Below are 19,759 nucleotides of genomic sequence, written 5' to 3'. Positions count from 1 at the left end.
TGGTCGGGTTATCGAGCGCCGAGTTGACCTTGTTGCCGGTGGCGAGGTCATTCTGGGTGGTCGCAAGCAGCGAAGCGGTCGACTGCAAGGAGAGAAGATTCTGGCGAACTGCTGACGAGAGAACAATACCGGACATTTTTCATACCTTTCTGGTGTGAAACTGAGAGTGAGCATTACCCCGATCTTTTTCTGATCGAGAGACCGGGACGGTGGGAGCAAATTTCTAAAAAAGCATGAATTGGAAACCTCACTTCCGGTCGATTGATCGCGCCGGCTGCGCGCCAGCGGTACCGCTATCGTTACGCGATCTGGATAAAGCCGTTGATAGGGCTGCACATTTTCGTGACGCCGCCCCTTGTTTACGAAGTGTTAACCACATTCGGAAAGGATGGCGTCAGCCAGTACAGCGTCAGCGCGTCACCGGCGCGAATTCCCATATGACGTCCGACACAAAAGACGACAACGGAGAACAGGCATGGCGCTAAAAGTCGAGCTCAAGCCACACGAACGGATCATCATCGGCTCCTGCGTGATCACCAATACCGATCAGCGCGCCCGACTATTGATCGACGGCGACAAGATTCCGATCCTGCGCGAGAAGGATATCCAGACGCCGGAGACAGCGGATACGCCAGCCAAGCTTGTCTATCTCGCGGTGCAACTGATGTATCTGTCGCCGGACCCGATGGCCCATCATGCGACCTACTTCAGCCTGGTGCGGGACATTCTGAGCACCGTGCCGGGCGCGTGGCCTTTCATCGAAGGGATCAACAATCACATCCTGAATGGTGACCTGTATTACGCGCTGAAAGAAGCGAAAAAGCTGATCGACTTCGAAGACAAGCTCATTCAGGACGCGAAGAGTCTGCTGGCAGCCCGCACCAACATTGAAGCCGACCGCAAATCGGCCTAGCGCCATCGCGGTTCGCGACAACGTGCAGCGCTCCGGCCTGACCGGGATCGCTTACATCGTCAGCGGCGGAGACGGCTCGCCAGGCGTGAGGCCACCCGATGACCGCCGGGCGCCGAATTCAAGCACCGCCGCCACCAGCGCGTCGATATCGACGACATCGGTGCGGTGATTGACGATCGCCGCGCGGATCGCCAGCCGGCCACCCAGCATTGTGGTCGACGGCGCCGAGATTCCGGATTCCTGGATATCGGAGACGATTTCGCCATTCAGCGTGTTGGAGTCAGCGTCGGCCGCGCGATAGCGAAAGCAGACGATATTGAGCTGAACCGGCGCCAGCAGTTCCAGCCGCGGCTCCGCCAGAATTCGCGCTTGAAGATATCCGGCGAGCGCACAGGTGCGCTCGATCATCGCGCCCAGCTTCTCGGTTCCGTAGGTTTTCAACGTGAACCACGTCTTGAGCGCCCTGAACCCCCGCGACAAATCAGGTCCGAGATCGCATGGCCAGGGCGAGCCTGCGGCGAGGCCTCTGGTTTCCCGGCGCAGATATGCCGCCGGCGCGGAAAACGCCGCACGGTGGCGCTCGCCATCGCGAACGATCAGGAAGCCGGCGTCATAGGGCACCTGCCCCCATTTATGAAAATCGAGCGCGATGGAATCGGCGTTTTCCAGCCCGGCAAGCCGCGGCGCCAGCGCCGGTGAAAGAACCCCGAGCGCACCATAGGCGCCGTCGACGTGAAACCACAGCTTCTGTTCGCGGCACAGCGCGCTCAATGCCTGGAGATCGTCGGTGGCACCGATATCCACCGTCCCGGCCGAGCCAACCACGAGAAAGGGTTTCAGACCGGCCTCGCGATCGCAGGCGATCTGGGCGCGCAGCGCCGCGACGTCGACACGGTGCGAACGATCGACCCCGATGCTTCGCAGCGCATCGGTGCCGAAGCCGGCAAGGTCCATCGCCTTTGCGACGCAGCCGTGCGCGGCCGTCGAGGTATAGGCCGTGAGCAGCGCGCCATCGCCGCCGACGCCGTGCTGCCTGACGGTTTGCCCGAGCGCCGCCGTTCGCGCCACCAATACCGCCATCAGATTCGCCATCGACGTTCCCGTGACGAAGATTCCGCTCGCCCCAACCGGCAAGCCGAACATCGCGCGCGTCCATTCGACGATCTGACGTTCAACCTCGATCGGAACATGATCGCGGCCGCCGAGATTGGCGTTCAATCCGGCCGCCAGCATTTCCGCCAGCATGCCGACGGCGGTGCCGCCGCCATGCACCCATCCCATGAAGCCGGGGTGAACGTTGCCCGTCGCATAGGGCGCGATGAAATCGGCAAACTCCCGGTAGACCTCGTCGAGATCGCACGCCTGACGCGGAAGCTCGGCGCGAAACCGCGCGCGAACCTCATCAGGTATCGGACGCCAGACCGGGCGCCCGCGGATAGTGGCGACGTAGTCGATCATGTCATCGAGCATGCGATGACCCTGGGCGCGGATCTCATCCCAGTCTTGCGGATCGAGCGTCTCGCTCGGACCCGGTGCAGCCAGTCGCTCGCGCAACGGCAGGGTCATGCTGCCTTCTCCTCGGTCCGCGCAGCGCGACGATGGAGCATGGCCGCGAACGCATCGAACACGTTTCGCATCTGCGGCCCCTTGTACGGAAAGAGTGCGGGCGGATCCATGTTGTGGACGATGGCGGTGTTGTCGACCTCGAAAATCAGCAGCGATCCGTCCCTGGTTTCCGCGCAATCCACCGTGAAATAATCGAGCCCGATCCGATCGATCATGCCGGCCAGCGCCGTACGATGCCGCTGCGCGAATCCGATGTCGAACGTTCGCATGAATGTCTCTTCCTCGATACGCTTGCTGACGCTCAACGACATTCCCGCGTTGAGATACCAGATATCCCAGCGGTCTGCGATGGCCAGATGGCACGCGTAAGGCCGGCCATCAACGACGACAATCCGGTATTTGCGGAACAGGCCATCGCGGCCGGCGTAATCGACGAAGCGCGAGATGAAGAACTCCCGCTCCTGCCGGGCGCCGAGATAGCGTCGCATTGCGGCGGGGTCGTCGATCTTCGCCAGGCCCGCTCCCGCATGCGAGCTGCGGGGTCTCACGATGACGGGAAATGCCAGATCGGCGGCGATGTCGCAAGGCGCCGCGGCAGACCGCGCCAGGTCGGTTAGCCGTTCGCGGCTCGCCGCCGCCGTCGCCGGGATCGCCAGGCCTTCGATCCCCATCAGCAGGTCATGTAGCCTGTCGCGATCCAGACTGCCGATGAGGTGCGGCGGATTGAGAAGCGGCCGCGGCCAGTTCGGCGTCGCGCGAGCGATCTTGCTCAACGCATCTTGGCAATCTTCCGAATCCGATGCGACCACGATGGCGACGTCATGGTCGGGCAACGGGTCGGGCCATTCGGCTTCCGGAATGACATAGAGGGTCATCAGCTCGATGGCGCTGTCCTCCAGCAGGAATTCGATCGGCGTATTGCTGCCGATGTCGGTCGCGGCCGCAAGCGCGAGAACGCGCAAACGGGGATTCTGCACCGCGCACGGCGAACGGAACAATCGATGGGACGCGAGGATCTCGTGCTGGATCGCAAGGCCCGCCGGTTTGTCGCCCAGCAATTGCGCGATCAACGACAGATCGAGCCACTCGCCCGCTTCGATGGTGCCGCCGATCAGCTTGTCGATCAATTCCTGCCACAGCGGGCGAAGATCGATCCCGGCGGCCGCCATCTTCGTCAGCCTGGCAAGGCCGATGCGCTCCGCGCAAGCCGGCCGGGTCATACCAGTCGGCTCCCGGGAGGCCGCTTGCATTTCACGCCGCATCGGTCGCCAGCGCCGGCGCGGCAAACTGCGACGCGATCTCACCATGGAATACCGACGGGCCGACATGATCCAGCCGGCTCTGAAGGTCGGCCCAGATTTCGCCGCCGATATCGGTCCAGCGTTTGCAGAACGCGAAATCCTCGCTGAGATAGGTGCCGGTCGCCGGATCGATCATGCATTCGAACAGCGCGAACCGGTTTGGACTTCCCGCAAGCGCGTCGAGCGAGTGCTCGCGGAAGAACTGCAGCGGCGCATAGGCGGGATACGCGCACATCTTCTCGAAGACGTGGCGGCGGATCATCAGGAATCCTGTCCCGGCATAGCGCACCCGCGTGAAGCCGTTCACGACCGCGACATGATCGGGATCGTTGATCTCCAGCACATAGTCGAGCGCGGCGGCTGCCACGTCCGGCCGCTTGCTTTCGAGGGCGCGCCTCGCCTTGTCCCAGTTGACGCGCTTGATGGGATAGACGCCGGCCACCATGTCGGCGCCGGATTCGATCAGCCGAAACACCTGGTCGGCGGTGAAGCCGATATCGGCGTCCACGAACAGAAAGTGTGTTGCCGCGGGATCGTCGAGAAAGATCGTCATCAGATTGGCGCGGGCGCGCGTGATCAGCGCATCGCCGTCGCGCAGCTCGACCTTGAGGTCCATATTGGACATCGAACGCACGGCGCGCTGCAACTGGAAGATGGAGCTGGCATAGATGCTGGAGACCTGTCCGCCGAAGCAGGGCGTGGCTACCACTAGCTGTATTTGCTCGGTCATGAACGGCTCCGGCGGACCCCGTCCGCAATTGTCACCAAACAGTAAATAGACGTGGTTAACGGAATCCTAATGACGGCGGCACTACGCCCCCTGCCCCGCCAGGGCCGGCAGGCTCAATTGCCGCAATTCGTCGCGCAGGCGGACGATAACGCTGTCCCAGTCGCCGAAGGCCGGCTGCCGGAGCAGCTTCGCGGTCGGGTACCACGGGCTGTCGCCGCGATGCCTCATCCAGCGAAAATCAGCCGCAAAGGGCAGAAGTATCACGACCGGCTTGCCCAGCGCGCCAGCCAGATGCGCGACCGCGGTGTCGACCGAAATGACGACGTCGAGCAACGAGATCACGGCCGCCGTATCGGCGAAATCGCGCAACTCGCCGCCGAGATGGACAAGGCCCGGCAGGCCTCGCAACACTTCCCTATCCGCGTCGCGCAGCTCGCTCTGAAGACTGAAACAGCGTAGCAGCGGGTCCTCGAACAACGCGGCGAGGCGCGCCAGCGGAATCGAGCGGTTGAGGTCATTCTTGTGCGACGGCGAGCCGGACCAGACGAAGCCGGCGCGCGGCCGGCCTGCCGGCAGGCGATCGCGCCAATGGGCCAGGCGCTCCACGGGAGCCCCGAGATATGGAATGGAAGCCGGGATGGTTTCGGGCGTGGTTGCGAAGGCGAGCGGAAGACTGAGCATGGGACAGTGCAGGTCGAACGCGGGAAGCGGCTCGCCTGCGGCGATGATGCGGATGTCTGCGAACGGCGACAACAATGGCTTCAATTCCGGCTGAACTTCGCAGACAACCTTGGCGCCGCGGTCGGCAAGCAACGGCGCGTAGCGGATGAACTGGATAGTGTCGCCAAAGCCCTGCTCGGCGTGAAGCAGGATGGTTTTGCCGGAAACCGGCGCACCTCCCAGCCATAACGGGGCTTGCAACTGCCGGCGCTGCCGGGCGAACGCACCGGTCCTCCAGCGCCACTCATACGCCTTCCAGCCGGCAGCGAAATCGCCGAGCATGAGCCGGGTCATGGCGGCTTCGAAATGGGCCTCGGGAAAATCCGGCCCCGCCTTGAGCGCAGCCTCAAAATCGGCAAGCGCCTCGAGCGGCCGGTCGAGGCGGCGCAATGCATGCCCGCGATTGGTCAGGATCTGCGGATGGCCGGGCATCGCCGCAAGCGCCTTTTCGTAACTCGAAATCGCCTCAGTGGGTCGGTTCAAGCGCAGAAGCGCGTTGCCTCTGTTGACGAGCGCGCCGACATGGCCTGGGGTTTTCGCCAGCGCGTCATCGTAGTTCGCCAGCGCTTCGTCAACGCGGCCGAGTTCGAGACAGGCATTGGCGAGATTGTAGAGGATTTCCGGATGATCCGGCGCAAGCCGCAATGCGCTGCGATAGTGTGCGACGGCCTCCTCGAAGCGTCCGGTCGCGTGAAGCGCGAGCCCAAGATTCGACATCGCGTCCGCGGAGCTGGAATTGATCTTGAGCGCCTGCGAAAGCAACCGCAGCGCCTCGGCCAGGCGACGGCGCTGGAAGTTGAGAACGCCGAGCAAATGCAGCGCATCGAAATCCTCGGGCCGGTGTTGCAGAATCCCGGCACACAGTCTTTCGGCCTTGTCGAGATCGCCGTGTTGAAACGAATGGTAGGCCTGCCGCTGCAAGCGAGACAGGTTCGGCACTGAGGTTTTTTTCCAATTCGCCGACAACGGGCATCTCTCCGGTAGGGCAGACCATTTCGAAATGCCGAGGGCCTCGCACCGAACACGCGGGGAGACCGCCTTCGAATCAAAGCGCTGCCCGGCAGGCTAGCATTTTCCGACCGAATCCGTCGGTCGCCGGCGGCGATCGGGGAGCAGGACAGCGACGCGGACGCATTTTGGAAAAACCAATCTCAAGTGCTTCGGCGGCAAGGTGATTTTGCTGAACGCGCCCGCAGAGGTGCGGTGGTTTCCACTCCTTCGCACAGGGGGTTGGTCCATAACTTGCATCGAAATCCATGACGCTTTTGTGAGATGGGTGATTCAGATGCAATTCCGTCGGATTTTCTGCGCCACGTCCCTGCTTGCATTGCTTTGGTCGCCGCTTGTCTGCGCCGAGACCACCCTTCGCATCGCAATGACCGCGTCGGATATCCCGACGATGACCGGCCTGCCCAATAACGGCTTCGAGGGCATGCGTTTCCTGGGCTATCCGATCTTTGAGGGGCTGGTGCTGTGGGACCTGACCAGCACCGAACATCTGGCGGCCTTGCGTCCCGGATTGGCCGAGACATGGGAGCAGGCAGCCGACGACAACAAGAGGTGGATCTTTCACCTGCGCCACGGCGTCAAATTCCACGACGGGACTGATTTCAACGCCGATGCGGTGATCTGGAATCTCGACCGCTATTTCAAGAGCGACAGCCCGCAATATGAGATCACGAGTTCGGCGATGACCCGGGCGCGGGCGCCTCTGCTCGGGACCTACAACAAGATCGACGATTATACGGTGGCGATCTCAACGACGAAGCCAGCCTCCTATTTTCCCTTCATGGCTGTCTACATTCTGTTCACCTCGCCCGCTTCGTTCGAGAAGGCCGGGCGGGATTGGGCAAAGGTGGCCACGCTGCCCGCGGCCGGCACCGGGCCGTTCCGCATCACCAAAGTTGTGCCGCGCCAGGAAGTGGATCTCGTTCGATGGGACGGATACTGGGACGCCGGAAAGAAGGCAAAACTGGACAACGTGGTGCTGATGCCGATCCCCGAAGCCAATACCAGGCTTGCGGCGTTGCGGTCGGGTCAGGTCGACTGGATCGAAGTGCCGCCGCCGGACGGCATCGCTTCACTGAAATCAGCCGGCTTCACCATCACGACCGGTTCCTATCCGCATGTCTGGCCCTGGTTTTACAACATCGGCGCGTCGGGCAGTCCCTTCAAGGACGTGAAAGTCCGCCAGGCCCTGAATTACTGCATCGATCGGCAGGGGTTGGTGACCCTGCTCAACGGCACGGCCGAGCCCTCCGCAGGCTGGCTCAAGGCCAGTGACGCCAATTTCGGATCTCCGGAAAACCGCTACACCTTCGATCCCGCCAAAGGCAAGAAGCTGCTCGCCGAGGCCGGCTTCACGCCTGAAAAGCCGCTTGCCTTCAAGGCCATGATTTCGACCTCGGGTTCCGGGCAAATGCTGCCCTTGCCGATGAACGAATTCGTCCAGCAAAACCTCAAGGAAGCCTGTGGCGTGGATGTCGCATTCGACGTGGTCGAGTGGCAGCTGCTGCTCAACGCCGCCCGCGCTACTCCCGACAGTCCGAACCTCAAGGGCGCGATGGTGCTCAACGTCAGTTCGCCATCTTCCGACGTCGGCGTCATGGCCCGCTATTTTTCTTCCGCAAATTTCCCGCCCAACGGCTTTAATTTCGAGCAGTGGAAGGATGACGAGTTCGACACGGCCCTGACCACGCTCGCGGAAGCCAGCGACCCCACGGTGATTTCAGGCGCGCTGCGCAAGGCGCATGAACGGCTGGTGGACAACCCGCCATGGCTCTATATCGTTCACGACCTGAACCCGCGCGCGATGAGCCCGAGGATCAAGGGGTTTGTCTCGCCGCAATCATGGTTCGTGGATCTGACGCTTGTCAGCATGCAATAGGAAAGACAACCGTGGCACGGCTCTATTTCTCCAGATGTCTCGCCGGCGGATAGTCGCGTGAATAAACCGGGTTGGCCAAAAAGGCTTCCTTACCATAGGTCCAGAACTGACTGACGTCAGGATAGGTCTTGAACACCGAATTGACGAGCCGTCCGTCCTTCCGGGTCACCTTGCGCAAGTAAACATTGCCGACGACGTTGCCGAGATCGTCAAACCTGACCGGACCCCGCGCCGTGTCGACATTGGTCGCGCGCAGTGCTGCCATAAATGCCGGCCTGTCCTCAACCTTGCCGTTGACGGCCTTGACGGCGGCTTCCAACACCGCCCCGTTCACATACGTGCTCGCCGCATAGAAGCCGGGATCGTATTTGAACTCCTTGCGAAAGGCCGGCGCGAAGAGCTGGTTCGGCTTGGCGTCGAGTTCGGCCGAATACCAGCAGGTGGTGACGATATCGAGCGCTTCATCGCCCATGTTGCGCAGCACCGCTTCATCGAGCGCGGTCATGCCGCCGATCACCTGCATCTTGTCTTTCAGGCCGTAGTCCACGAATTGCCGCAGGAAACGGAAACCGTTCGAGCCGGCAAAGCCCAGAAAGATCGCGTCCGCATTCTTCAATTGTGCCACGTAGCTGCCGTAGTCGGGCACGGTTAGCGGCGGAAACAGCTTTTGAACGACCTGGCCTCCATTATCCTCGAACACGCGCTGAAAGCCGGCGCACATCTCCTGGCCATAGGCGATGTCGTCGGCAATGGTGATCATCTTCTTGTATTTGAGTTCCTTGGCCGCATACTCGCCGAGCGGATGCGCGCACTGGGAAGAGGTCGAGGTTGCGCGGACGAACCATGGATTGGCATGGCGCTGGGTCATGTCTTCCGCCGCGGCAACCGACAGCGTCGGAATTTTGTTCTGGCGGATATAGTCGTCGATCGCCAGTGCCTCGAACGCCGCGAGCGGTCCGATCAGACAATGGACGTTGTCCTTTTCCACCATTTCCTGGGTCTTGCTGCGCGCCGTCGCCGGAACGCCACCGGTATCCCCCGTCACCAGTTCGACCTTGCGGCCCGACATCATGAAGTCGCGCTCCTTCAAATACATGTTGAGCGCACGCTCCATGTCGATGCCGCCGGAAGCGAGCGCTCCGGTCTTGACCGTCAAAAGGCCGATGCGGATCGGGCCGTCGGCGGCGCGCGCCGGTTTGGGAGCAACGATGCTCGACAGGCCAATTCCCGCAACTCCCCCGACAAATTCACGGCGTGAAATTCTCATTGTGTCCTCCCTGAAATTACCTTTTTTCTTCTTCGGCCGGCTGTCTTGATTTTCTTCTTAGTGATTTCTGACAACCGGAACCATGACGTGGCAAGAACCTCTTTGGTCTATATGCAGCGTGGTCGTCCCTGCGAACCGCCTTCGCGGACGATCGCGCGGATCATCGTGCAGAAATGGTCCGCATCCCAATAGTTCGTTCTTGAAGTTGGAAAGTTTCGCGCCCGTGTTGGCCTGCCATGCATAATCCTTGCCGCGAACGCTCAATGCAATGCGATGCCCCTTCGGCACGACGATCGAAGTGGGCCATATTTCAACGGCCAGATCGACCGGCTTGTCCGGCTGCAATCGCTGCACCTCGTCATGGCTGTGGTAGGGACGATACGGCCGGGACAAGGTCTCATCGAGCTTGCGATGCGACGCGCGCAGCCAGCCTTGCGCGACCGGGGTGTGCGGATCGATCGCGCCCGCGAAGGTCACCTCGCGCATGTCGGAACTGAAAACGCGGAAGACGACAAAGATATCGGCGTCCTCGGTGCTGGAAGAAATTCGCAGATTGGCCGCCAGCGGGCCGGTGATCTCCGTGTCTTCCGGCATGGGCCGCGACATGAAGGTCAGTCCGTCGCCCATCGCCGCGAAACTGATCTCGGCGCCGTCCGCGGGCGGCGTCAGGGAAAGTGTCTGATCGCGGGGATCGAGATAGAACTTCGTCCAGACCGTGGACGGCAGCGGCCAGTCGGCCTCATGCCGCTCGACGAAGCGATCGAGGTGACGGACCTGCAACTGCACTTTCGGCTGCTCCGGCCAGCCATTGGCTTCGCCCTTGAGGTAGAAATCAAAGAAACGTTTCTGAAGTTCCCGTCCATAGTCGGTGTAGAAGTGCGTCCAGTGTTCCAGGCCATGGCATTCCAGCCATTTCTCCTTCGACGCCGCGCGGACAAAACCTTCAAAGTTTCCCCGCGTGTGCAGACCCTGACCGCCCCAGTTGGCGGCCGACAAGAACGGCACCGTGACCTTGTCCCAGTCCGGCGAGCGCGCCTTGTGGTAGTCATCGTCGAGCGGATGGGCGAGAATATCGTCGCCGAAACTTGACCGGTTGCGCGCCAGTTCGTCGTCTGACAAGGTTTCGTCGCCGCACACCAGCGCGCCGGTGACGATGCTGCGGGGCCCCCTCTCTCCCAGTCCGAACTGCACGGTCTTGACCTGCATGTCGTACCAGTTGGCCCAGAACGTCGAAAGAATGCCGCCATGATGCGTCATGTCGCGATACCAGTCGGCAGCCCCCTCCCAGATGCACATCGCCTTCAAATGCGGCGGCTGCAGCGAAGCCACCTGCCACTGGTTGATGGCGTAATAGGAGATGCCGTTGAGGCCGACATTGCCGTTCGACCAGCTCTGGGCGCCGGCCCACTCGATGCATTGATAAAAATCGCGCGTCTCGCGCGGCGAAAAATGATCGACATGCCCGGGCGACCGACCGGTGCCGCGCGAGTCGACGCGGACGCAGACATAGCCGTGGGGTACCCATTTTTCGGGGTCGACCACTTCCCAGTTCTGATACTTGTTGGTTGACCCGTAAGCCACGTCCGGGTGGTTGGCGATCATGCTCTGCCAGGCGCTCGGATAGCCCTGCTGGAACGCGAGCCCCTTGGCGTAGGGACCGTAGGTCAAAAGAACCGGCCATTTCCCTGCCGCCTTCGGCCGGAACACATCCGCCCGCACCACCACGCCGTCGTCCATGGCAATCCCGACGTCCCATTCGATCAGCATCCCGTCCTGCTCGACCGGCTCGGCCATTTCCCCGTCCTTTTGTTTCTTAGGTCGCGTTGGCGAATGTTTGCCTTTGCATTCTATTTATCAATCGAAAAATTCCAACTATGTTAGATCTTTCGTCGGAGAGATTGCGATGTCAGTTCGATTTGGGAAGCATGCCGTCGTTGTCGGAGCCGGAATGGGCGGACTCATTGCGGCAAAGGCCCTCGCCTCGCATTTCGAAAAAGTCACCGTGCTGGAGCGCGACGCTTTACCTACCAAACCGCAAGCGCGCACCGGCACCCCGCAGTCGCGACAGGTTCATGTTCTGCTCAGAGGCGGCCTCGACGCCCTCACCAAATTCTTTCCCGATTTCGAGACCGAACTCGAGCGTGCGGGCGCGGTTCGGGCCCGGGTCGGTGCCGAAATCCGGATCGAATTGCCGGGGTTCGATCCGTTTCCGCAGCGCGACCTTCCTTTCGATACGCTCTGCATGACCCGTCCACTGGTGGAATTTGTCGCGAGGCGTTTGGTCGAGCAGCAAGGCAATATCGCGTTTCAGTTACGCTGCCGCGTGACCCGATTTCTGACGTCGCCGGATCAATCCGAGGTAGTTGGGGTCCGCTACGACGCTGCAGGCGGCGAAAGCACGACGCTTGCCGCTGACCTTGTCGTCGATGCCTCGTCACGCGGCACGCTCACCCTCGAGGCGCTGGACAGCATCGGCATGCCGAGACCCGCCGAGACCGAGATCGGCATCGACCTCGGATATGCAACGGCTACCTTCGATATCCCTTCCGCCGCGCCGCCCGACTGGCGCGCGGTGATCCACCGGCCCGCCGTCGAGAGCGGGCGCGGCGCGTTCCTGTTTCCGATCGAGAACAACCGATGGCACGTCAACCTCAACGCCGTCCATGGCGAGACGCCGCCCGACGACATCAAGGACTTCATCGCCTTCGCCAAGACCCTGCGGACACCGACGATTTATGACGCCATCAAGGACGCTACCGCGGTCGGCCCGATCTACCGGTTCGGCTTGCCCTGCAGCGTCAGGCGACAGTTCGAGGCGCTTGAGCGCTTTCCGGGGCGACTGTTGCCGATCGGCGATGCGATCTGCCGGTTCAATCCGGCATTCGGCCAGGGGATGAGCGTGGTCGCGCAGCAAGTGGGCGTTCTCGGGCGGCTGCTCGATGCGCGGACCGGAACCGGCGGCAGGCTTGACGGGCTGGCGCAGGCGTTCTTCGCGGCCATACAGGATGTTCTCGCCGCGCCCTGGTCAGCGGCCGAGAACGATTTCATCTATCCGAAAACACGCGGACAGTGCCCGGCGAATTTTCAGCAGCGGCTGAACTATTCCGGCGCATTGCTGAAGCTTGCCGCCGAGGATGCCGACGTGCACCGGATCTTGTTCGAGGTGAATAATCTAATGAAACCGCCGAGCGCGTTGCGCGATCCGCACATCACGAGTCGGGTCGCCGCGGTGATGGCGGCCTCGGCCTGACCTTCGGAATTCACACGCGCTTCGGCGCCCGCGAGGTGGCGTCAGGCCGCGTGCTCCTGGCCGCGCCGGGCGCGGCGATGCAGCATGGCTGCGAAGGCGTCGAAGATCTTGCGCATCTGCGGCGGCTTATAGGGAAACACTTCCGGCGAGTCCATGTTATGGACGACCGCGGTGTTGTCGGCCTCGAATATCAAGAGCTCGCCGTTTTGGTTTTCCGCGCAGTCGATCGTGAAATAGTCGAGACCTATCCGATCGGTTATGGCGGCGAGCGCACCTTGATGGCGGACGGCGAAATCGCTGTCGAAGTCGCGCATGAAGCGTTCCTCCTCGACGCGCTTGCTCTCGCTGAAGGCCATGCCGGCGTTGAGATACCAGATATCCCAGCGGTCGGCGATCGCCATGTGGCAGGCGTAGGGGCGGCCGTCGACGAACACGATCCGGTATTTGCGAAACTGGCCGTCGTCATCGGCATAGTCGACGAAGCGCGCAACGAAGAATTCCTGCTCCGGCCGGTCCTCCAGATATCGTCCGATCATGTCGCGATCGTCGACTTTGGCGAGCCCGACGCCGGCATGCGAGCCGCGCGGCCGGATGATGACCGGGTACCGCAACTCAGCCGCGACGTCCGGAAAACCGATATTCGACCGGGCGACATCGGACATCTGCGCGCGTGTCACGCAGACGGTCGCCGGGATATCAAGTCCCTCAATGCCGCGAAGCAGACCATGCAGCTTGTCGCGATCCAGATGGCGGACAAGGCGCGGCGGATTCAGCAGCGGCCGCGGCCAGCGCGACGCCACCGCATCGATCTTGCGCAGCGCCTCCAGACATTCCTCCGAATCGGAGGCGATCACGATCGCAACGTCGTGTTCGGGCAACGGCGCCGGCAAATCCACTCCCGCGACGACGTAAAGCGTCTGCAGCTCGATCCCGGAATTCTCCAGCAGGAACTCGATCGGCGTATTGCCGCCCATGTCGATCGCGGCCGCCAGCGCAAGAACGCGCAATGCCGGTCTTTCCGACGAACATGGCGAACGGTAAAGCTGATGGAAGGCAAGCACTTCCGCCTGGATCGCGATTCCCGCCTGGCGGTCACCGAGCAGCTGCGTGATCAGGGAGAGGTCGAGCCCCTCGCCCGCGTCGACCGTGCCGGCGGCAAGCTTCGACATCAATTCGTCCCGCAACGGGCGAAGATCGGTCCCCTCGAACGCCATCGTCGTCAATCTGGCGAATCCGATTCGGTCGGCGCTGGGGTAACGCGCGAGACCAGCCACCGCGCCGCGTTCAAGCTCCACGGGAAACTCCCGCCAGATCCACGTCATCGCTATGGGCGAGCAACCATTCGATCTTCGCAACAGTCGCGCCGACATGACCAAGTGCGCGCTGCAGATTGTCGCGCGCCGCAGCTTCGTTCGAACACCACGCCTCCGTGACGAGGCGTGCGCTCGCGCCGATGCGAAGGGCCGCGGCGGGATTGGCGTCGCAGCCCAAGGCGACGGGCTGGCCGATCAGGCAAGGCTTCGCCGCATTCTCCGGATCATCGGCGGGAACAGCATTTGCCGCGCCACGGGCCAGCGCGCGATACAGCTTCCTGCAATCTTCCAGCGCGAGATCGCGTTTGCCGTGCCGGATCACGAACGAAAAGATCGTCCGCTGAGCCAGCTCTTCATCATCGGCGTTGGCACCATCTGGTCGTTGCTGCGCCGGCAGCAGGCGAAGCGACGGCGAGGATGCAATGATCCGCTCCACGCCTTGGCCGAAAGTCGTCAGCGCCTTCAGGCGAAATTCGGGCGGCACACGATAATAGGCTCCGATTTCTTCGAGCGCCGCTTCCCAGCGAAGCCATTGGCCGAAATTGGTCCTGATCGGGAAATACGACCGAAGGTTCGGCCAGTTTCCCGGCCAGTCGCTGCGGCTGCTATATTCGAGAAGCCCGGGCGCGATATCGGTGGCCGCATCGAGCTCGCCTGCGAGAGCCGAGGGCACCAGCAGCGCACCGCTGAAGGGCGGACCGGTGAAGAACTTCGAGCCGGTAATAAGGACCATGTATCCGCGATCGAGATAGCTTCGCAGCCGCGCCCGGCCAAGCCGCATCTGGCAGGCGTCGACGACGATCTGGACCCGACCGGGCCAGCGCGCCGCAATTTCGTCGAGACATTGATCGCTCGGAGCTCGCCAGCCGAACTTCGAGGAATCCATGATTTGAAGAAGCACCTTGCGTCCGCCCGTGAGCGATCGTTCGACCGCGTCGAGAACCTGGCCATCGCTGGCCGTTGGCGGGCACGCCTGGCCTGCCTCGTCGAACAGCCGAAGCGCGACGCTGTGGACGGAATGAGCAAGCCCCGCGATCGGCTCGCCCTTGCGAACCTGGTTTCCGTTCGCCGTCGCGGCGCTGAAATGACAGCCGCGCGCGGTATTGACGGTTCCGCTTCCGGTCTGGTCGGCCGCCACGACGACCGTCGTCAGCGCGGGACCGAGCAGCGCGCGGGCGAGGAACAGCGCCTGAAGCTGCGAGTCGGTGCCCGACGGAGAAAACACAATATCGGCCTTGGTCCGGGGCAGGCCGAGACAGGCCCTCAACTCGTCGCGCAGCGCCTCGATGCGCGCATCGAACGCGGCGTCGATGCCGACTTCAATGGCGGAGCGCATCAGCGATTCCCGCGCATCGCGCGCACGATCGTAGGCGCGCTGCGAAATCGATGTCGCGGTGCTTGAGGAAAAGCTCAACGTGTCCGGGCAAGGAAATGGCTGGCAGCCATATTCATTGAGCCCGGTTGCCGGATCGATGGTCAGTCGCGGGTCGCCGCCGCCGCTGAGCAGCCAATCCAGCGGCGCAAACAGCTCGGCCATGGCGGAGGCGGAACGGGATGGATCGCGCGAGACCGCCGTCTCGGCCACCTGGAATCGAACGCCACCGTTAAGCATTGCTAAGACCCCACGCCCAAACCGACCGCGCCTGGCTGGTGCGACACAAGGGCCTCGATGGCAGCCACTGCGGCGTTAACCTGCTTTCGAAGAAGTAAACAGGTATGGTTAATGAAAGCTTTATTTCGAGCGCCGCGCGGAGCCGGGCCTTCCGCCGCCGGGGAATCGTCAGCTTAACCGCCGACCGGGAGAAATCTGGTCAGCGTCAGCCCGGAGAGCATCGAGGTGGTTTGGTAGGAGGCGCTCAGGGCCGTCTGCAGCGCCAGAATTTGGCTCGCCACCTGCTCCGTCGAGACGGTCTCCGTCTGGTCCACGACGTTCTGCAGCATGGTCTTGCTCTGGGTCTGCCGGGCGCTCGCATCCTTCATGATGGTTTGGGCAGCGGCAAAATCGGTTTGAATATCCGAAATGGTCTGATGACCCGGCTGGGGCGTCAGGTTTGTCGCGGTGCGGTCGCTGAGTTCCGCGACCTGCGCGGCCGAATTGGCTCCGGTAGGCGACACCGTGAGGGCGGCGAATACCGCGACCCCCTCGAGCTGCGATCGGATCCCCTCCTCGTTGGCCTGCGCCCCGTATTGGACGGTAATCGACGGATCGATCCGGGCAGCCGCCGATGCTCGCGGGTTGGCGCTCGAATTGCCGGTATACCAGGCAACGGTGTTGGCCGAGCCGTTGACCAAAGACGTGGCGGAGCTCAGCGGCGAGCCCGAGACCCGCAGCGGCGGCTGGAGCGCGGTCACGGTCGCGCCGAAGCCGAGCGCGCCGAGCGCAGCCGCGTTCGAGCTCGTCACGTTCAGGCTCGCGGCGTTGTCGGTGTGAAGCGTGATCACACCGCCGCTGATGGTCGAGGGGGTCGAGGTGCCCGTGATCGAGTCGATCTTGGACAACAGCGTCTGGACGCTGTCGGTGACGTTGAGCTGGTTGCCGGTCGCGCCGGAGGCGACAAACGTGATCGGCGTGCCGTTGACGGTGATGGTATCGCCGGCCGCGAAATTGGTGGAGATCGAATCCGTCCCCGCCAAGCCCGACAAAGTCGTCGCGCCGGTGATTGGCGCGGTGGGAGGCCCCGCCTTGTTGTTGACCACGCTTCCCGTGGCGGTTCCGGCCGGGTCGAAGAAGTCGTGCCCCGCTTCAACCGCAGAGGCGGCCACCAGCGTCGTATTGGCGAGTGTGCCGAACGCTGTATTCAGCGCCGTGTTCAGATTGCCGGCCGTCAGCGTCGGCGTCGTGCCGATGGTGAAGCCTCCGGCGGGCGGCGGGTTCGCGCTCGACGCCGTCAGCTGAACGGAAGCGGTGGTGCCATCAGGCAGATTGAAGGTGAGGCTCACCTGATCGCCCGGCTTGGGATTGGTGGCGCCAAGGGCGATCGAAACGGCCGCCGGCGAGCCGGACGGACCGTTCACCGCGGTGCCGCCGGTCAGCGACGACGATACCGAACTCAGTTTCAGGCCGAATGGCGAACCGGCGAAGTCCTCGGCGACCGAAACCGAGGTCGGGGTCGGCTGCGTGAGCACCAGACGGCCGAGGCCGGTGGTGCCATCCGCCTGGGCCCGCTCGGCAATCACCTGCTTCAGCCCGGCCTGGGTGCCGGCGCCGTTCATGATGTTGTCGGCGGATGCGACCGACGGCGTGCTGATGGCGCTGCCGGAGAATATGAAGCGGTCGCCGGCCTGGGTATTGAGAATTCCCACGATCGAGGACAACTCGGCCTGGGCATTCCCCTGCGCGACGGTCTGTCCGTTGCTGTTGATGTCCCGCGACCCAGTGGCCGCAGCGCTCTGGACCTGCCCGGTGATGCTCGACAGCGACTGCAGCGCGGTATTGGCGACATTGATGAAGGTATTGACGTTGGTGATGGCATCGCCGAACGCGGAAATGCTGGCGAGCTGCCCTCGCGCGGCGATCGCGAAGCCCTCACCGAGGCCCATGCCGGAATAGGTGGTCGATTTCTCGCCGGTCGCGAGCTGCGTCGACAGGCTCGTGAGCTGGGTATTGAGGTTCTGCACCGCCTGCCCGAACAACGACCCGCCAAATCCCACACCATTGATAGCCATCTGGATCGCCTTACAGTTGAATCTGCATCAGGGTCGTCATCATGCTTTGAACGACCGACATCACGTGAGCATTGGCGGCATAGGAATTCTGCAACGCGATCAGGTTCGACATCTCGTTGTCGATGCTGACCTTGGCCGTGGAATCGAATTTTTGCTGCAACGTGCTGAGTACGACGCTTTGCCCCTGCTGCAACTGCGTCGCCGAGGTGGCGGCGCTGGCCTGCAGACTCAGGAACTGCTGTAGGTAGTTGGGAATCGTGCCGCTGAACGGCGCGGTAGTGGAACCGAGCCCGGTGGTTGGCGCGTAGGTGAACGTGCCCGATGTCAGCTGCGAATAGAGAAAGTCCGAGCGCGTGGTGTCGCCGGCCGGGGTCGGCGGCGACGTGCTGTAAACCGTGAGGTTCGCCGGATTGTTGAGCAACGCCGCATTGACCGTGATGCGCCCGGCAAGGCCGGTCATCTGCGAGCCACTGCCGGTGATCGCGCCGGTATAAAGCGCGGTCGTGTCGGTGAACAATGGCAGTTGCGGGCTGCCGCTGGTCAGCGACGAAACCGTAGCGGTGACGGAAGCCGCATTGACGGTCGCCCCCATGCTCACGTCGTTGACCACTTGCAGCGTCGAGCCGGACGGATTGGAGAATTGCAGGTGGTTGGGACCAAGTGCGGCGTTCAATTGCGCCACCACCGAGGCCATGCCGCCGGAGAAATTGATCCCGATCCGTTTTGGGCTGGCGTTCGGCAAATTCTGCAGCGGCAGCGCGGTCGAATCATCGACGCGCACGATCGAAATCTGTTGCTGGTTGCCGGTCGAGTTGTCGGTGTAGGTCAGGTTGATCGCGTTGCCCGGCAGTACGTTCGCCACATTGACGTTGAAGCCGGCCTGCGATCCCGAAACCACGGCGGTGCCTGGCGTGGTCTGATCGGACAGCGAACTGGCGAGCGTCGCGGCCATCTGATCGATCTGGGTCTGCGCCTGCACCAGGGTCTGATCGCGCAGCTGCAGGTCGGCGGCGATCTGCCCCGAGGTGATCACCTTGTTCGCCACCACATCGATGCTGGAGCCATTCGGAAGCGAGACCGTCAGCGTCCCCACGCCGGATAGGCCCGGATTGGCGTTGTAGAGCGTGGTGGCACTCAGCGTTCCGGGCGTCGTGAACGCAAACTGGGAGGCCCGGCCGGCGCCCACGAGCTGAATGCCCGCATTGGTAAACACGCTGGTCTGGTTGGCGTTGTCGGTGACCGTGCGAACATCCATCAATTTCGCCAGATCACTGATCGCGGCGTCACGCTGATCCATCAGCGTGGCGGCGCCTGGATCCGTCGGATGGAAATTTTGCAGCTGAGTGTTGATGGACGCGATCTGGTTCAGATCCGTGTTGGCCTGGGTCACGGACGTGCCGATATCCTGTTCGACGTTGGAACGCAGCGTCTGGATGCCTTGCGACGTTGAATTGAGCTGCTGCGCAAGCGCCTGTGCCGTCGACAGCGCCGTGGTCTGCGCCGACAGTCCGCTGGAACTCGTCGACATCGCCTGCAACGCCGTCGTAAAATTGCTGTATGCGGTTTCGAGCGTCCCGGTGCCACCCGGGGTCCCGTAGAGGCTTTGCAGCTGGCCCAGAATATTCGAAGTCTGGTCGGCAAAGCCGCCGCCGGCGGTTTCGGTGCGCAACTGGTTCTGGATAAACAGATCGAGCTGGCGGTTGACGCCGATGACATGGACGCCCGAGCCGGGGCCGCCGCTGTCCGTTTCGATCTGGTTGACGTTCTGGGTGACATAGCCGGGCGTATTCGCGTTGGCGACATTCGCCGACGTGATCGAAAGCGCGACCTGGTTGGCGCGCAGGCCGGACATCGCAGTGGCAAGGGCTGAACTCAAACCCATCTTAATTGCCCGCTTTCAATTAGGTCATACTGACTCTTGCCGGTGCCGATCAGCGCAGCACGTTGAGCAAACTCTGGACCATGTCGTTGGCCGTGGTGATCACCTTGGTGTTGGCCGAATAGGCCTGCTGGGTCACGATCAGCTTGGTGAATTCGTCGGCGATGTCGGTGTTCGACCCTTCCAGCGACGAACCGGCGATCGAGCCCGATGCGCCGAGGATCGCCACGCCTGAAAGATCGGTCGCCTCATAGGCGCCGCCATCGA

General features: G+C 62.5%; 14 protein-coding genes. 3 read left to right on the top strand and 11 right to left on the bottom strand.

What is annotated here, in order from left to right:
* The first annotated feature begins 475 nt into the window (after window positions 1–475).
* Complete coding sequence (gene flbT / locus E8A46_RS10505) at window positions 476–913, top strand: flagellar biosynthesis repressor FlbT (protein ID WP_291560236.1); 438 nt, start codon at window positions 476–478, stop codon at window positions 911–913.
* Window positions 914–964: 51 nt separating this feature from the next.
* Here flbT and E8A46_RS10500 read toward each other — a convergent pair whose 3' ends face one another.
* From E8A46_RS10500 to E8A46_RS10485, 4 genes are all read right to left on the bottom strand, one after another.
* A complete protein-coding gene (locus E8A46_RS10500) occupies window positions 965–2,479 on the bottom strand; it encodes an aspartate aminotransferase family protein (RefSeq protein WP_291560233.1) in 1,515 nt (504 codons plus the stop codon).
* Window positions 2,476–3,699, bottom strand: coding sequence for a hypothetical protein (locus tag E8A46_RS10495; RefSeq protein WP_291560230.1), 1,224 nt, complete (start codon window positions 3,697–3,699; stop codon window positions 2,476–2,478). The genes E8A46_RS10500 and E8A46_RS10495 overlap by 4 nt, the downstream gene beginning before the upstream one ends.
* A gap of 31 nt (window positions 3,700–3,730) precedes the next feature.
* On the bottom strand, window positions 3,731–4,510 hold the full coding sequence (locus tag E8A46_RS10490; protein ID WP_291560227.1) for a hypothetical protein: 780 nt from the start codon (window positions 4,508–4,510) through the stop codon (window positions 3,731–3,733).
* A gap of 81 nt (window positions 4,511–4,591) precedes the next feature.
* Window positions 4,592–6,169, bottom strand: coding sequence for a tetratricopeptide repeat protein (locus E8A46_RS10485; RefSeq protein WP_291560225.1), 1,578 nt, complete (start codon window positions 6,167–6,169; stop codon window positions 4,592–4,594).
* Window positions 6,170–6,605: 436 nt separating this feature from the next.
* On the opposite strand from E8A46_RS10485, the gene E8A46_RS10480 reads away from it, so the two are divergent.
* Window positions 6,606–8,117 carry an ABC transporter substrate-binding protein gene (locus E8A46_RS10480; protein WP_291560222.1) on the top strand — a complete coding sequence of 504 codons (1,512 nt, stop codon included), beginning with the start codon at window positions 6,606–6,608 and terminating at the stop codon, window positions 8,115–8,117.
* Between the two features lie 22 nt (window positions 8,118–8,139).
* On the opposite strand, the gene E8A46_RS10475 is transcribed toward E8A46_RS10480, so the two are convergent.
* Window positions 8,140–9,384 (bottom strand): ABC transporter substrate-binding protein, encoded by a 1,245-nt coding sequence (locus E8A46_RS10475; protein WP_291560219.1) that lies wholly within the window; start codon window positions 9,382–9,384, stop codon window positions 8,140–8,142.
* A gap of 57 nt (window positions 9,385–9,441) precedes the next feature.
* Window positions 9,442–11,178, bottom strand: coding sequence for a CocE/NonD family hydrolase (locus E8A46_RS10470; RefSeq protein WP_291560217.1), 1,737 nt, complete (start codon window positions 11,176–11,178; stop codon window positions 9,442–9,444).
* A gap of 109 nt (window positions 11,179–11,287) precedes the next feature.
* Here E8A46_RS10470 and E8A46_RS10465 point away from each other — a divergent pair, with 109 nt between their 5' ends.
* Window positions 11,288–12,634, top strand: a complete 1,347-nt coding sequence (locus E8A46_RS10465; RefSeq protein ID WP_291560215.1) for an FAD-dependent monooxygenase — start codon at window positions 11,288–11,290, stop codon at window positions 12,632–12,634.
* 41 nt (window positions 12,635–12,675) lie between these two features.
* Here the strand turns inward: E8A46_RS10465 and E8A46_RS10460 are convergent, their stop codons facing one another.
* The 5 genes from E8A46_RS10460 to E8A46_RS10440 form a co-directional block, all read right to left on the bottom strand.
* A complete protein-coding gene (locus E8A46_RS10460; protein WP_291560238.1) occupies window positions 12,676–13,848 on the bottom strand; it encodes a hypothetical protein in 1,173 nt (390 codons plus the stop codon).
* Between the two features lie 70 nt (window positions 13,849–13,918).
* Window positions 13,919–15,559, bottom strand: a complete 1,641-nt coding sequence (locus tag E8A46_RS10455) for a hypothetical protein (protein WP_291560213.1) — start codon at window positions 15,557–15,559, stop codon at window positions 13,919–13,921.
* 173 nt (window positions 15,560–15,732) lie between these two features.
* Complete coding sequence (locus E8A46_RS10450) at window positions 15,733–17,613, bottom strand: flagellar protein (protein ID WP_291560211.1); 1,881 nt, start codon at window positions 17,611–17,613, stop codon at window positions 15,733–15,735.
* Window positions 17,614–17,623: 10 nt separating this feature from the next.
* Window positions 17,624–19,495 carry a flagellar hook-associated protein FlgK gene (flgK, locus tag E8A46_RS10445; protein WP_291560208.1) on the bottom strand — a complete coding sequence of 624 codons (1,872 nt, stop codon included), beginning with the start codon at window positions 19,493–19,495 and terminating at the stop codon, window positions 17,624–17,626.
* 49 nt (window positions 19,496–19,544) lie between these two features.
* Window positions 19,545–19,759: flagellar basal body rod C-terminal domain-containing protein (locus E8A46_RS10440; protein ID WP_291560206.1), on the bottom strand; the 215-nt coding region annotated here is incomplete at its 5' end.

Origin of the sequence: Bradyrhizobium sp. (genome assembly GCF_004799445.1) — a bacterium.
Lineage (GTDB): Bacteria > Pseudomonadota > Alphaproteobacteria > Rhizobiales > Xanthobacteraceae > Bradyrhizobium.
This window is presented reverse-complemented; position numbering and strand designations above follow the sequence as displayed.